Genomic DNA, 13,306 nt, shown 5'->3' with positions numbered 1-13,306 from the left:
ACCGGCCCGCCCCGTCACCACGTCAATCACGCAAACGTTGTCTTCGAGGAGTAGGCATGGCCGTTCAGGCCTCGCAGGCAGCCGACACACCACCGTCACCCTGGTTAACGGTGGTCAGGGCGGTCGTCCTGCTCACGGCGGGCATCTCCGTGCTGCTCACCGCCTTCGCCTGGCCGTCGGTGCGCTCGTCGGTACACGATGTGCCGATCGCCGTCGCCGGGCCGGCCACCGCGGTCGAGCAGATCAGCACCGCTCTCGGCCAGCGCCTGCCGGGCGGCTTCGAGATCATCGAGGTCGCCGGCACCGCGGCCGCCGAACGGTTGATCCGCGACCGGCAGGTGTACGGGGCGATCGACGTCAGCTCCGGAACCCCGCAGGTCATCATGGCCTCCGCCGCCGGCGCGGCGGTCGCTCAGACCCTGCAGAGCCTGGCGACCGCGCTGAACCAGGCGCAGACACAGGGCACCGGTACGGCGATCGCCGTCCGCGACCTCGTCGCCTTGCCGGCCGACGACCCGCGCGGCGCCGGTCTGGCCGCCGGAGCCCTTCCCCTGGTCATGGGTGGCCTGCTCGCCCCACTCCTGCTGACCAGACTCGTCCGCGGCACCGCCCGCCGGGTCACCGGAGCGCTCACCTTCGCCATCACCGGCGGCCTGGCCGCGGCAGCGATCCTGCAGTTCTGGCTCGGCTCGCTCAACGGCTCCTACTGGGCCAACAGCGGCGCCATCGCCCTGACCATCGCGGCCACCTCCCTGAGCATTCTCGGGTTGGAGTCACTGCTCGGGGTGGCGGGCTTCGGTCTCGGCGCCGTCGTCATGATGCTCATCGGCAATCCACTGTCAGGTGCCGCGACCGCGCCCGAAATGCTGCCCGGCTGGTCCGGCGTTCTCGGCCAGCTGCTGCCGCCCGGGGCGGGTGGCCAGTTGCTGCGCTCCACGGCGTTCTTCGACGGCCGCGGCGTCACCCACTCCGTCGTCGTCCTGGTCGCCTGGCTCGCGCTCGGGGTCGTGCTGTGCCTGGCCGCCTGCCTGCGCGTGCGCGGTACCGCCACCGTCGCCGCGGGCCTTCCCCAGGCGGCCGCATCACCGGCCTCTCCTACGCGTCCGCGACCCGGAGATGTGGTCGCCAGCGAATCCGAGACCCCGCTCAGCCTGCGATGAACACCGGTGACGAGCCGGCCCACGGCCTTGGAGCGACATGGACCTGACGGGGGCGCGACAGGCGACTCTCGGCCTCCGCAGGACACCGCCGGTTCCGGAGATCGCCACAAGCAGAACACATTCCGCCAGATCTAGTACTGGGAGGTCATTCATGACGAAGAGCGTTGCCGGCGAACTCGCCGATCTGGAATTGCCGGTCGAGCGGGGCTGCCCGTTCGCCCCGCCCGCCGCCTACGAGCGGCTGCGCGAGCAGGCACCGATCAGCAAGGTCCGCCTGGCCAGCGGCGGAGAGGCGTGGTGGGTGTCCGGGCATGAGGAGGCCCGGGCCGTCCTCGTCGATGGCCGCTTCTCCTCCGACAAGCGCAAGGAGGGCTTCCCGCTGTTCACCCTCGATGCGACGACCCTGCAGCAGCTGCGCAGCCAGCCGCCGTTGATGCTCGGCATGGACGGCGCTGAACACGCCGCGGCCCGGCGGCCGGTGATCGGCGAGTTCACCGTGAAGCGGCTGGCCGCGCTGCGCCCGCGGATCCAGGACATCGTCGACCACTTCATCGACGACCTGCTCGCCGCCGACCGACGGCCGGTGGACCTGGTGCAGGTGTTGTCCCTGCCGGTGCCCTCCCTGGTGATCTGCGAACTGCTCGGCGTCCCGTACACCGACCACGACTTCTTCCAGAGCCGTACCACCATGATGGTGCGCCGGAACTCGGTGGAGGACCGCCAGAAGGCGTTCGCCGAACTGCGGGCCTACATCGACGACCTGGTCACCCGCAAGGAGTCCGAACCCGGCGACGACCTGTTCGGCCGGCAGATCGCCCGGCAACGCCAGGAGGGCACCCTCGACCATGCGAGCCTGGTGAGCCTGGCCTTCCTGCTGCTGACCGCCGGGCACGAGACCACGGCGAACATGATCTCGCTCGGCGTGGTGGGGCTGCTCTCCCATCCGGAGCAGCTGGCCCTGGTCAAGGCCGACCCGGGCAGGACGCCCATGGCCGTGGAGGAACTGCTGCGCTACTTCACCATCGCCGACGGGGTCACCTCCCGGCTGGCCACCGAAGATGTGAAGATCGGCGGGGTGAGCATCAAGGCCGGCGAAGGCGTCGTCGTCTCGATGCTGTCGGCCAACTGGGACCCGGCGGTGTTCAAGAACCCGGGCGAACTGGATGTCGACCGCGGGGCCCGCCACCACCTCGCCTTCGGCTTCGGCCCGCACCAGTGCCTCGGCCAGAACCTGGCCCGGATGGAACTGCAGATCGTCTTCGACACGCTGTTCCGCCGTGTTCCCACCCTGCGGCTGGCCGCACCGGCCGAGGATCTGCCGTTCAAGTCCGATGCCGTCATCTACGGCGTTCACGAACTCCCGGTCACCTGGTGAGCAGGACATGATGCGGATCAAAGCGGACACCGGGGCCTGCGTCGGCTCCGGCCAGTGCGTCCTGACCGAACCGGCCGTCTTCGACCAGGACGACGACGGCATCGTGGCCCTGCTGACCGACCACCCCGACGACCAGAGGGCGGCACAGGCACGCCACGCCGTCACCCTGTGCCCGTCCCGAGCCCTGTCCATCCTGGAGAGCTGAGCCCTGCCCCGGGTGGACACGCGTCCGCCCGTGCCCGTAGCGGGCGGGTAGGTCAGACCTGCCTCCAGCGCGTCCGCGCTGGAGGCAGATGCCGCATCAGGTTAAGAAAGGGCGGACCAGTCGGTCGACCCTGCGCTATCACGTTTGCGCTCTGGGGCTCATCCCGGCGAAGAGGGCATGGAGTACGCGGTCGATGTAGGCGGGGGTCACCGGCTGCTGTGTGATCAGCAGCCGGTAGTACAAGGGGCCCGACAGGATCTCGAACGCCAGGTCCAGGTCGAAGTCGGGAGCGAGTTGGCCCTGGTCCTTGGCGGACCTGAGGCGAGCCAGGGTGTTGGCGGTCTGTGGCTCGATGAAACGCCGGTTGAGCGCGGCGGCGACCTCCGGATCGTGCTGGGCTTCGCCGATGAGGTCCTGGTACAGCGGTCCCCATGGCGGCCGGCCCAGCAGGTCGGCGGCCCTGGTCATCACCTCGCGCAGATCGGCCACGATGTCGCCGCTGTCGGGGTGGTCCAGGCCTGCGGTGTTCAGGCTGAGGACCGCGTCGAGGAACAGCAGGCCCCGGGAGGCCCAGCGGCGGTAGACGGTGTGTTTGCCGACGCCGGCCCGGGCCGCGACCGCCTCGATGCTGAGCTTGGCGTAGCCGACCTCTCGGGCCAGGTCCAGCGTGACCCGCATGATCGCTTCGGTCCGGGCGTCGGTACGAGGGGCGCGTTGGTCGGTCATGCCGTCACCCTACTGGAACGGCACGTGCCGTGTTGACAGATGCGAACCCAGTTGACCATGCTGACCTCAACGGCACGGCCCGTGCCGTGCTCACCGCATTGCTGAAATCGAGAAGGGCAGGCTGATGTTCGCCGTTTATGTCACGGTCACCGTCTTCGCCTCGGTATTGAACGGCAGCGCCGCCGTCGTCTACCTGATCGGCCACGAATTCCCGAAGGCTCAGGCGGACATGAAGCGCCTGCCACGGTCGTGGGTACCGGTGCTGGGCATGTTGCTGGCGGCGGGCTCCTTGGGGTTGCTGGGCGGGTTCGCCGTGCCGATGCTGGGGACACTCGCCGCCTTCAGCCTTGTGTTGTACTTCCTCGGCGCGCTTCTCGCGCACCTGCGAGTGGGTTCCCGCAAGCTCGTGAATTGGGGCGGATTCTTCGCCACTGCGGTGGCCGCACTAGCCGTGAACCTGGGCTACCACTGGTCGTGATTCGTGGAGACAGGCTCTCTCACCTGGCCGCCGCGGCATAACGATCGACGCGTCACCTCACATTCGGTTTGTGACAACCGCCGCTGGTGGCCTACATCACACCTCGGCAGTGTCACAGGAATCGGGTCGGCACCGTCACATGGTCGTAAGTACAACGACGTCAGGAGAGAACATGACCTCAGTATTGATCACTGGAGCGAACAAAGGCCTGGGCTACGAGACGGCGCGTAGGCTCGGGGAGCTGGGTTGGAGGGTCTTCCTCGGCTCACGCGACGAGGGCCGGGGAAGGGCCGCCGCGCAGAAGCTGGCCGCCGACGGCGCACACGTCATCATGGTTCCGTTGGACGTGACCTCGGAGGAGTCGGTGGCCGGGGCTGTGCGGCTGGTCCGGGAGCACACCGACCGGATGGACGTGCTGATCAACAACGCGGGCACGCCGGGCCGCGGTGTCAACCCGGCGGACGCGACGGCCAAGGACATCCACGCCGTCTACGACACCAATGTGTACGGGCCGGTCCGGGTCACGAACGCGTTCCTGCCGCTGTTGCAGGCGGCCGATAACCCGCGGGTGGTGATGGTCACCGGCGCCGGTGGGTCTATCGCGTTCGTGACTGACCCGGGGCAAGCCGTCTCGAAGATGTACGAACTCGCCTACACCTCGTCGAAGGCGGCACTGAACATGATCACCGTCCGATACGCCCAGGCGCTGCCGGCCATCAAGTTCAACGCCGTGACCCCCGGCGAGGTCGCCAACGGCAGGTTTCCCGCCACCGACATGAACCGCGCGGGCGTGCTGACGGTCACCGAGGGCAGTGATCCGATCATCGACCGTGCGACGCTCGCCTCTGACGGGCCGACCGGGACCTTCATCGACCGCCTCGGCCCCATCGCCTGGTGAACATCCCAGAACGGAGAGACAGATGAGCAAGGGTTGGTTCGTCACAGGTTCCTGACCACCACCGCCAACCGCAAAGCGGGATCCCCCACCGACGTCTCTTGTCGGTCGCCGGCCCGTTCACCCGCTTCCGCGGCGACTGCGCCGTTCTGTTCGCCCGCGAGCCAGCCCGGACCGTCCGCGAGGTGGAGCGCGACCTGCGGTATCTGCTGGACGTGGGGTGAGTGTCACCCGGTTCCGCTACGGTGATCCGCCATGGACGATCACTTCCCCCCGGACGAGGACGTCCTGGTCCTCTCCGAGCCCCTGCGCCGAGATCTGCACCCCGGCGGGGCGGCGCGCTCCCCGCGGAACCGGGCGTCTCCAACCGGGCGCTGGGCGAGGTCACGCCCGGCGACACCGTCGGCCCCGGCGCCGCGGACGTGGCAGCGAAGCCGGCCGAGGAGCACCGCGGCCACATCGAGGCGGTGCTGTCGGCGGCTGTGAGCGACCCGGCCCTGGTCGCGCACGCGCGGGCGTACCTCAGCGGCGCTGACGACCCCGCCGGGGCGGCGGCGATCGCATCGATCGTCGACCGCGCGCAGAACGGGAACGAGACGCCGCGAACCTTCACCGACGGGTGGATCGCCTCCCGCGGGCTCGCCTTCGCCGCCTGCGCGCTCGCCGAACTGAGCGGCATCGCCTCCTCGGCGGAAGGCCTGCGCCCGCTGGACTCCCTTCGGCAGGTCGACCCGGTGAGCCTGCGCCGGGTCCGGCTCGTGGCCCATACCAGGTCGGCGCCGGTCTTCTCGGCGAGCTCCACCAGGCATGAGCGCCTTTCACGCGGTCACCGGCCCCGCTCGGGACGACGGTGTTCTTTATCCGCCACCGGTTTGCCCTGACGGTCGTGAGGGCGCGGTTTCCTGCAGGCCGTCATGAGGCGCCACTTGCGCGAACACGCCCTTGCCGCGTGAGGACACGGCTTGCCGTTGCCTGTACCTTTTTGATGGTTCCACGGCCCCTCCGAGTCACGGGCAGAGCCCTTTTCGCAGAAGGTGATCATCGTAAGGTCATGGGCACGACACTGCGATTTGACCGCCGACCTGCGCAACCTGCGCGCGCTGTTCGAGGTGTTCGAGGTGTTGGAGGTGCTCGAGCAGCGCGGCCGGTGACATCCCGGCAGCCTGGCGGCATGACGGCATGATGGTCACCGGACAGCCCAGCCGGTCAGCCGGGCGCCCCGAACGGTCTTGGACACAGTGGTCCCCCACGCACAACCCCGGGCGGCGACGCATGTCCCACGTGCGGTCCCGCCCAAGACGGCGGATTCCCTCACGACTTGGACATATAGGCGCGACATCGGCCGGTCTCCGCAAACACTTACCCACGCGAGCTCATACACAGGAATGACTTCCTCATGAAACGTTCCCACCCCCCAACGGCCCTTGACGACTCCCCCGCCGCACGCCGCCGCGAGCAGCGCGGCTGGTACGTCTACGACTGGGCCAACTCCGCCTTCTACACCACCGTCATCTCGGTCTTCCTCGGCCCGTACCTGATCTCGGTGGCCACGACCGCGGCCTGCGCCAAAGACTTCCCCACCACGCCGGCCGACGTCTGCGCACGTGATTTCGACAAGCTGACCACCCCCGAGCTGGGGTTCGTCGACGTGTTCGGCGCCGACATCCGGCCCGTGGCGATCTGGGGGCTGGCCACGACGGTCGCGGTGCTGCTGCAGATCGTGTTGCTGCCCATCGCGGGCGCGCTGGCCGACCACACCGGCCGCAAGCGGGAGCTGCTCGGCGGCTTCGCCTACGCCGGCGCGCTGGCCGTCCTCGGACTGTTCTTCCTCGACGGCGACCGCTACCTGCTGGGCCTGGTGCTGTTCGTCCTGGCCAACCTGGCCTACGGCTGCTCGATCGTGGTCTACGACTCGTTCCTGCCGCAGATCTCCACCGCCCAGGAGCGCGACCGCGTCTCCGCCCAGGGCTGGGCCATCGGCTACATCGGCGGCGGCCTGCTGCTCGCGCTCAACCTGGCGTTGTTCCTCAACCACGACGCGCTCGGCCTGAGCACCAGCGAGTCGGTGCGGATCTGCCTGATGTCGTCCGGGCTGTGGTGGGCCGTCTTCACCATCGTCCCGCTGCTGCGGCTGCGCAACCGGCCGGTGCCGCCGCACGAGAGCACCGCGCTCGGCTCAGTCGGCGGCAGCTTCCGCCAGCTCGGCCGCACGCTGGCCGAGCTGCGCAAATACCCGCTGACGATGCTGTTCCTGATCGCCTACCTCGTCTACAACGACGGCATCCAGACCGTCATCGGGCACAGCGCGGCCTTCGCCTCGCAGGCCCTGAAGCTCGACACGACCATCCAGATCGTCACCATCCTGATGGTGCAGTTCGTGGCGTTCTTCGGCGCGCTCCTGCTGGGCCGGCTGGCCCGGGTGTTCGGCACCAAGCGCACAGTGCTGGCCAGCCTGGTGGTGTGGACGGGGATCGTCATCGTCGCCCTGTTCATTCAGGAGCAGGCGGTGCTGCAGTTCATGCTCATGGCCCTGGCCATCGCCGTCGTCCTGGGCGGCACGCAGGCGCTGTCGCGTTCGCTGTTCTCCCAGGTGATCCCGAAGGGGCGGGAGGCGGAATACTTCAGCCTGCTGCAGATCAGCGACAAGGGCTCGGCCTTCATCGGCAACCTGACGATCACGCTGGCCCTGACGCTGACCGGCAGCTACCGCATCGCCATCGTGTCCCTGGTCGTCTTCTTCGTCGCCGGGTTCGTGCTGCTGGCCCTGACGAACCTGCCCAAGGCCATCAGGGACGCCGGCAACGAGGTGCCGGACGGAATCTAGCCGCCGGAGGCGGCCAGCAGCATCGTGCCGGGCCCCTGAGCCGCGCCGGGGCCGCGCACGGCCTTCACCGTGCCGGCCGTCGCCTCCCCGCCGCAGTGCGGGCAGGTGACGACCGGGGTGAACGTCCGGCCGCAGGAGTGCACCAGCAGCGCGGGCGGGCCGCCGGGCGGCGTGGACCAGCGGTCGCCCCACGCCATCAGCGTCATCAGGGCGGGCACGACGTCCCTGCCCGCCTCCGTGAGGACGTAGTCGTAGCGGGCCGGGCGCTCCTGGTAGAGCCGGCGCTCGACCACGCCCGCCGCGATCAGATGCTCCAGGCGGCGGGTCAGAAGGTTGCGCGAGATGCCGAGATCCTCCACAAGGTCGTCGAACCGGCGCAGGCCGAGGAACAGGTCACGGAGGATCAGCGGGGTCCAGGGCTCGGCGAGGACGCCGACGGCCTGGGCGATGGAGCAGTGCATCTCACCGAACCTGTTCATGGACCCAGGATAGTGGGTTGATAAAGTGAACTCATGACAGTTCACATTCAGGACTCACCTGTTCGCGCGTACCGGGAGGCGGGCGAGGCACACGACCTCGACGCACTCATGGCAACGCTCGCCGACGACGTGATCTTCCGTTCGCCGCTCAGCGCCAGAGCCTCGTTCCGGGGCAAGGAGCAGGTGCGGGAGCTGTGGTCTGCGGTGTTCGACGTCCTGTCCGGGATGCGGTATCAGAGCGACGTCGGCGACGAGCGGACGCGCATGCTGACGGCGACCGCGCGGCTGGGGCGGCAGGAGCTGCACGAGGCGGCCATGCTCGCGGTGGACGACGACGGGCTGGTCAAGGAGATCACCATGTGGATCCGGCCGCTGCCCGCGCTGACGGCACTGATGGCCGCGCTCGGCCCCGGCCTCGCCAGGGCCACCGGCCGGCCGGGGCTTCCCCTGCTGGTGGGTGCGGCCGTCAAGCCGCTGGCGGCGATGACCCGGCTCGGCGACCGGACCCTGGTCCCGCTCCTGACCCGCGGCCGCCGCCCGTAGCGAGCGCGCCCCCGGCAGCGGGAGCGTCCATTGCTCCATATCGAGAGCACCGCTCTTGACGGCGTCACCCGACATGCGAGAGCATTGCTCTCGCAAGTGAGCGACGCACTCTTAGGAGCACTGATGACGTCCCGGCTGACCGCCACGGCCTTCGCGGCGAGCGGAATACTGTTCCTCCTCTACCCGGCGATCCGTCCCTCCGGAGACGACGCCGTCGCGATGGCCTCCACCGCCTGGGTCGCCGGCCACGCCGCCGCGATGCTCGGCTTCATCCTGCTCGGCCTGGCCGCACTAGGCCTGCACCAGGTGCTCGGCGACCGGCTGTCGCTGCGCGCCGCGGTTGTGACCTGGACCGGCGCCGGCCTGACGCTGCCGTACTACGGCGCGGAGGACTTCGGGCTGAACGTGATCGCCCAGCGCTCCCTGCGCGACCGGACGCCCGCGCTGATGGAATTGGCCGAGCAGTTCAGGTACGGGCCCGTCGCGATGACCATGTTCGCCGCCGGGCTGGCGCTGCTCGCCGCCGGGACCGTCATGGCAGCGGTCGCGGTGTGGCGCTCCGGCACGCTGCCCAGGTGGAGCGGGGCGGCGCTGGCGCTGGGGTTCGCGCTGTTCATCCCTCAGTTCTTCGGCCCGTACCCGCTGCGGATCGCGCACGGCGCGCTCATCATGATCGGCGGCCTCTGCCTCGCCGCGGCGCTCACGTGGCGTCACCGTCCGGCACTCTCAGATCATGAGAACCGCGGAACCCCGCAATCACGGCCGGAATCGGCAATCGTGTGAAGACCCGAGGCCCCAACCGCGATTGGATCACGCCGTGGGTGGGAATCCCATCACGGTACCAAGCGTTAGACACCGTGGGAGACAGACCCCCCACGCAAGGGGGCCCTGTAGGAGGCATTTAAACATGGGCGAGCGCGCGCTTCGTGGCACCCGGCTCGGGGCAACCAGCTACGAGAACGACCGTAACACGGATCTGGCCCCACGCCAGGAGGTGTCCTACACCTGTCCTAAGGGCCATCGCTTCGAGGTTCCGCTTGCCGCCGAGGCCGAGATCCCCGCGACCTGGGAGTGCCGCATGTGCGGCGCGACGGCGGTGCGTGTGGACGGCGAGCAGCCGGAGTCGAAGAAGACCAAGCCCCCGCGGACACACTGGGACATGCTCCTGGAGCGGCGGTCCATCGAAGACCTTGAGGAGGTGCTCAACGAACGGCTCGCGGTCCTGCGGGCCCAGCGTCGTAAGAGCGCCTGACATCTCTCACGGTGAGACCCCCGGGCCCTAGGGCCCGGGGGCTTTCTCATGCGCCCCACGCGAAGACCCGAATCGCCGGGATGAGGCGGCGCCGCATCCGGCTCATGCGCCTGCTCAGCCGGGCGCGCAGCTGACGCGGCCACTCCGGGTGTTCGCCGGCGACCTCGGCATCGAGTACCGCCCGCAACCTGATCAGGCCGTCCGCGGTGCGGGGCCGGCGAAGTGACCGGTGTGGCGGAGGCCGGCTCTCAGTCGCGGTCCTCCTTGATGACCTCGCCGTGCACGACCCGGCCGCCGTGCGGGGCTCCGTGCTGGGCGCCGGCGTCGGCCTGCGACGGGGAGGTGGACTGCGGCGGGAAGAGGTTCGCGTACGGGGAGGCGGCCGCCATCCGCTTGACCCTGCGCTCGAAGAACCACGCCCCCAGGCGGCGCATCATCGGCCGGGTGAACGGCAGCACGCACAGGAACCCGAAGACGTCGGTGAAGAACCCCGGCGTCAGCAGCAGCGCGCCACCCACCAGCACCAGGCCGCCGTCGGCCAGCTCGCGGTTGGGCATCCGGCCGGACTGCAGCGCCTCCTGCAGCGCCCGCCAGGCCCGGCGCCCCTCGCGGCGCACGATCCACGCCCCCAGCAGACTGTCGGCGATCAGCAGGGCCACGGTCGCGGGCCCGCCGATCACGGAGCCGACCTGGATCAGCAGCCAGATCTCCAGGACGGGGACGACCAGGAAGGCCAGGAAGAGCAGGAGCCGCATCGTTTCCCTCGATTCCGCACACGCGTACGTCAGGAACAACGCCCGGAACGCCGCGAGCGTTCCTATCCGCGATCGCCTTTACGGCGCAGGCGCTTGGGCAGGCCGGTGACGCCCCACATGCCGATCCGCCACAGCGCCTCGGACATGACCTTGCCGCTCATCTTGCTCTTGCCCACCGTCCGCTCCACGAACGTGATGGGCACCTCCACCACCCGCAGCCCGTGCCTGGAGGTGCGCAGCGTCAGGTCCACCTGGAAGCAGTAACCCTGCGACTCCACGCCCGACAGGCCCACCTTCTCCAGGGTGGCGGCCCGGTAGGCGCGGAACCCGGCGGTGGCGTCGCGGACCGGGAGGCCGAGCATGACGCGCGTGTAGACGTTGGCGCCCTTGGACAGCAGCTCCCGCCGGTGCGGCCAGTTGACGATCTTGCCGCCGGGGACGTACCGCGACCCGATCGCCAGGTCGGCGCCGTCGGCCAGCGCCTCCAGCAGTTTCGGCAGCTCCTCGGGCTGGTGCGAGCCGTCGGCGTCCATCTCCACCAGCACGTCGTAGCCCTCGGCCAGCCCCCAGCGGAACCCGGCGATGTAGGCCGCGCCGAGGCCCTGCTTGCCGGGGCGGTGCAGGACGTGCACGTGGTCGTCGGCGGCGGCCAGCTCGTCGGCGACCTCTCCGGTGCCGTCGGGGCTGTTGTCGTCGGCCACCAGCAGGTCGGCGTCCGGCACCGCGGCACGGACCCGCCCGACGATCAGGGGCAGATTGTCGCGCTCGTTGTAGGTCGGTACGACGACGAGCACCCGGCCGAGAGTCTCCACAGTCAGTCGCTCCTCACCCGGTCGCCTCGCCGCCTGCCACGCCACGCGGCGACTCCGGCGGCCATCGCTCCCATCACCATCAATGCCCACTCAGGAAACGCTCCCACCTTCGTGGCGATCGTTTCCTTGGCACGCACGGGCACCTTGACCACGTTCATGTCCGCGACCAGTTCGCGGGTCTGCCAGGAGACCTTACCGTCAGGGGTGACGAATGCCGAGATGCCCGTGGTGGCGGCGGTCACGACGGCCCTGTTGTGCTCGACGGCGCGCAGCTGCGACATGGCCAGCTGCTGGGGCGGCAGGTTGGACTCGGCGTAGGTGGCGTTGTTGGTCTGCACCACGAGCGGGGTCCCGCCGGCGCGCACGGTGCCGCGTACGGTGTCGTCGTAGGCCACCTCGTAGCAGTTGACCGCGCCGATCGTGACCGGGCCCATCTTCAGGTCGCCCGGCTTGTCGCCGGCGACCGACTGCCTGCCGACCAGGTTGGCCCGCTCCCACAGCGCCAGCACGATCTCCTTGAACGGCGTGTACTCGCCGAACGGCACCAGGTGCTGCTTGTCGTAGTAAGCGCCGGGGCCGGTCGCCGGGTCCCACACCAGGCTGCGGGTGGCGCGCTGTTCTGTGCCGATCGCCGCGACGGCGCCGACGAGCGTGGGCACGCCGACGTCCCGGACGGAGTCCCCGATGATCTGGCGGGCGACCGCGTCCTGGTAAGGGTCGATGTCGGTGGAGTTCTCCGGAAGAACGACGATGTCGGGCTTGGGGAGCTTGCCCTCGCGTACGGCCTGGGCCAGGCGCCTGGTCTCGTTGGCGTGGTTCTTCAGCACGACGGCGGGCTCGTCGCCGAGGGCGTACATGCCGCGGCCAGGGACATTGCCCTGCACGATGCCGACGTTGACCGTCCGGCCCTCGTCGCCCGGTCGCGGGATCGCCAGGGTCAGCACCGGCACCGCCAGCGCCAGCGCGACCGGCACGGCCCTGCGCCACGCCCGGCCGCGTACCAGGACCGCGTGGGCCAGGAACCCGCCGCACAAGGTGACGGCGAACGACACCAGCGGCGCGCCGCCGAGCGCGGCGTAGGGGGTGAACAGCGACTCGCCCTGGCTGAAGGCCACCCGCGCCCACGGGAACCCGCCGATGGGCACCAGGCCGCGGGCCCACTCCATGGCCACCCACAGGCCGCCGAACCACACCGGCCAGCCCGGGAGTCTGAACACGAGTGCGGCCAGGGCGGCCATGGCGGCGTAGAACAGGCTCTCGGTGCCGACCAGCATGAGCCAGACGTCATCGCCGATCGTGCGGACCCAGGCCAGGGCGGGGAACAGGAACACCGCGGCGCTCAGGTAACCGAGCCAGGCGGCCCGCCTGGGGCGGGTGCGGTAGAGCGAGCCGGTGATGAGCGCGATGCCGAGAGGGGCGCACAGCCACCAGCTGAGCGGCGGGAAGGCCAGGAACAACGCGATCCCGCCGGCAACGGCCGCCGCCACCCGGGCGAGCAGCACCATCCACGGCTCCCGCCCGGACTCGTCCCCTGCGGTGCGGGCCGTGGGGGGCTCTGGCGCGGAGGAGCCGGTGCCGGGGTCGGCGGACGTGGGGAACGTGCCCGTGAGCTGGGGTGATGGCGTGCCGGAGTTGTCCGGCGCAGACCCGGCGGCCGGGTCCGGGCCGTGCCCCGTCGCGGGGGGCACGCCCGTTCTGTCCTGAACCACTCCGGGATCTCCTCCGCCACCATCGAACGCCTGCTTGCGAAAACGCTACCGCCCCCCGGCCGCGCTCATGTCAGCAAGGGGGGCACAGGAAGA

General features: G+C 69.9%; 16 protein-coding genes. 11 read left to right on the top strand and 5 right to left on the bottom strand.

The genetic code is table 11. From position 1 onward, the window contains the following. The first annotated feature begins 56 nt into the window (after window positions 1–56). The 3 genes from ACIBX3_RS20390 (at window position 57) to ACIBX3_RS20380 (ending at window position 2,740) form a co-directional block, all read left to right on the top strand. Complete coding sequence (locus ACIBX3_RS20390; protein WP_397119101.1) at window positions 57–1,160, top strand: hypothetical protein; 1,104 nt, start codon at window positions 57–59, stop codon at window positions 1,158–1,160. Window positions 1,161–1,311: 151 nt separating this feature from the next. After that, a complete protein-coding gene (locus ACIBX3_RS20385) occupies window positions 1,312–2,535 on the top strand; it encodes a cytochrome P450 (protein ID WP_397119099.1) in 1,224 nt (407 codons plus the stop codon). A 7-nt stretch (window positions 2,536–2,542) separates the two neighbouring features. Then, window positions 2,543–2,740 carry a ferredoxin gene (locus tag ACIBX3_RS20380; RefSeq protein ID WP_397119097.1) on the top strand — a complete coding sequence of 66 codons (198 nt, stop codon included), beginning with the start codon at window positions 2,543–2,545 and terminating at the stop codon, window positions 2,738–2,740. Window positions 2,741–2,878: 138 nt separating this feature from the next. On the opposite strand, the gene ACIBX3_RS20375 is transcribed toward ACIBX3_RS20380, so the two are convergent. After that, window positions 2,879–3,466, bottom strand: a complete 588-nt coding sequence (locus ACIBX3_RS20375; protein ID WP_397119095.1) for a TetR/AcrR family transcriptional regulator — start codon at window positions 3,464–3,466, stop codon at window positions 2,879–2,881. Between the two features lie 124 nt (window positions 3,467–3,590). Here ACIBX3_RS20375 and ACIBX3_RS20370 point away from each other — a divergent pair, with 124 nt between their 5' ends. The 5 genes from ACIBX3_RS20370 (at window position 3,591) to ACIBX3_RS20350 (ending at window position 7,663) form a co-directional block, all read left to right on the top strand. After that, the gene (locus ACIBX3_RS20370; RefSeq protein WP_397119093.1) at window positions 3,591–3,944 is read left to right on the top strand and encodes a DoxX family protein; all 354 of its coding nucleotides are present in this window, start codon (window positions 3,591–3,593) and stop codon (window positions 3,942–3,944) included. Between the two features lie 172 nt (window positions 3,945–4,116). After that, window positions 4,117–4,842: an SDR family NAD(P)-dependent oxidoreductase gene (locus ACIBX3_RS20365; protein WP_397119092.1), complete on the top strand. Its 726-nt coding sequence runs from the start codon at window positions 4,117–4,119 to the stop codon at window positions 4,840–4,842. A gap of 98 nt (window positions 4,843–4,940) precedes the next feature. Then, entirely contained in the window at window positions 4,941–5,063 is a 123-nt protein-coding gene (locus ACIBX3_RS20360) for a hypothetical protein (RefSeq protein ID WP_397119090.1), read from the top strand. Between the two features lie 198 nt (window positions 5,064–5,261). Beyond that, a complete protein-coding gene (locus tag ACIBX3_RS20355) occupies window positions 5,262–5,720 on the top strand; it encodes a hypothetical protein (protein ID WP_397119088.1) in 459 nt (152 codons plus the stop codon). Between the two features lie 515 nt (window positions 5,721–6,235). After that, window positions 6,236–7,663, top strand: coding sequence for an MFS transporter (locus ACIBX3_RS20350; protein WP_397119086.1), 1,428 nt, complete (start codon window positions 6,236–6,238; stop codon window positions 7,661–7,663). On the opposite strand, the gene ACIBX3_RS20345 is transcribed toward ACIBX3_RS20350, so the two are convergent. Further along, the gene (locus ACIBX3_RS20345; RefSeq protein WP_397119084.1) at window positions 7,660–8,142 is read right to left on the bottom strand and encodes a winged helix-turn-helix transcriptional regulator; all 483 of its coding nucleotides are present in this window, start codon (window positions 8,140–8,142) and stop codon (window positions 7,660–7,662) included. The genes ACIBX3_RS20350 and ACIBX3_RS20345 overlap by 4 nt on opposite strands. Before the next feature lie 33 nt (window positions 8,143–8,175). On the opposite strand from ACIBX3_RS20345, the gene ACIBX3_RS20340 reads away from it, so the two are divergent. From ACIBX3_RS20340 to ACIBX3_RS20330, 3 genes are all read left to right on the top strand, one after another. After that, complete coding sequence (locus ACIBX3_RS20340) at window positions 8,176–8,685, top strand: nuclear transport factor 2 family protein (RefSeq protein WP_397119082.1); 510 nt, start codon at window positions 8,176–8,178, stop codon at window positions 8,683–8,685. Between the two features lie 123 nt (window positions 8,686–8,808). Next, a complete protein-coding gene (locus tag ACIBX3_RS20335; RefSeq protein WP_397119080.1) occupies window positions 8,809–9,468 on the top strand; it encodes a hypothetical protein in 660 nt (219 codons plus the stop codon). Between the two features lie 124 nt (window positions 9,469–9,592). Then, on the top strand, window positions 9,593–9,937 hold the full coding sequence (locus ACIBX3_RS20330; protein ID WP_043625492.1) for an RNA polymerase-binding protein RbpA: 345 nt from the start codon (window positions 9,593–9,595) through the stop codon (window positions 9,935–9,937). 248 nt (window positions 9,938–10,185) lie between these two features. Here ACIBX3_RS20330 and ACIBX3_RS20325 read toward each other — a convergent pair whose 3' ends face one another. From ACIBX3_RS20325 to lnt, 3 genes are all read right to left on the bottom strand, one after another. Then, window positions 10,186–10,692 carry an FxsA family protein gene (locus tag ACIBX3_RS20325; protein ID WP_397119078.1) on the bottom strand — a complete coding sequence of 169 codons (507 nt, stop codon included), beginning with the start codon at window positions 10,690–10,692 and terminating at the stop codon, window positions 10,186–10,188. A 62-nt stretch (window positions 10,693–10,754) separates the two neighbouring features. Beyond that, window positions 10,755–11,504, bottom strand: a complete 750-nt coding sequence (locus tag ACIBX3_RS20320; RefSeq protein WP_397119076.1) for a polyprenol monophosphomannose synthase — start codon at window positions 11,502–11,504, stop codon at window positions 10,755–10,757. 2 nt (window positions 11,505–11,506) lie between these two features. Then, entirely contained in the window at window positions 11,507–13,213 is a 1,707-nt protein-coding gene (lnt, locus tag ACIBX3_RS20315; RefSeq protein ID WP_397119074.1) for an apolipoprotein N-acyltransferase, read from the bottom strand. Between the last annotated feature and the right edge of the window lie 93 nt (window positions 13,214–13,306).

This window comes from Nonomuraea sp. NPDC049480 (assembly GCF_044465905.1).
Classification (GTDB): Bacteria; Actinomycetota; Actinomycetes; order Streptosporangiales; family Streptosporangiaceae; genus Nonomuraea.
This window is presented reverse-complemented; position numbering and strand designations above follow the sequence as displayed.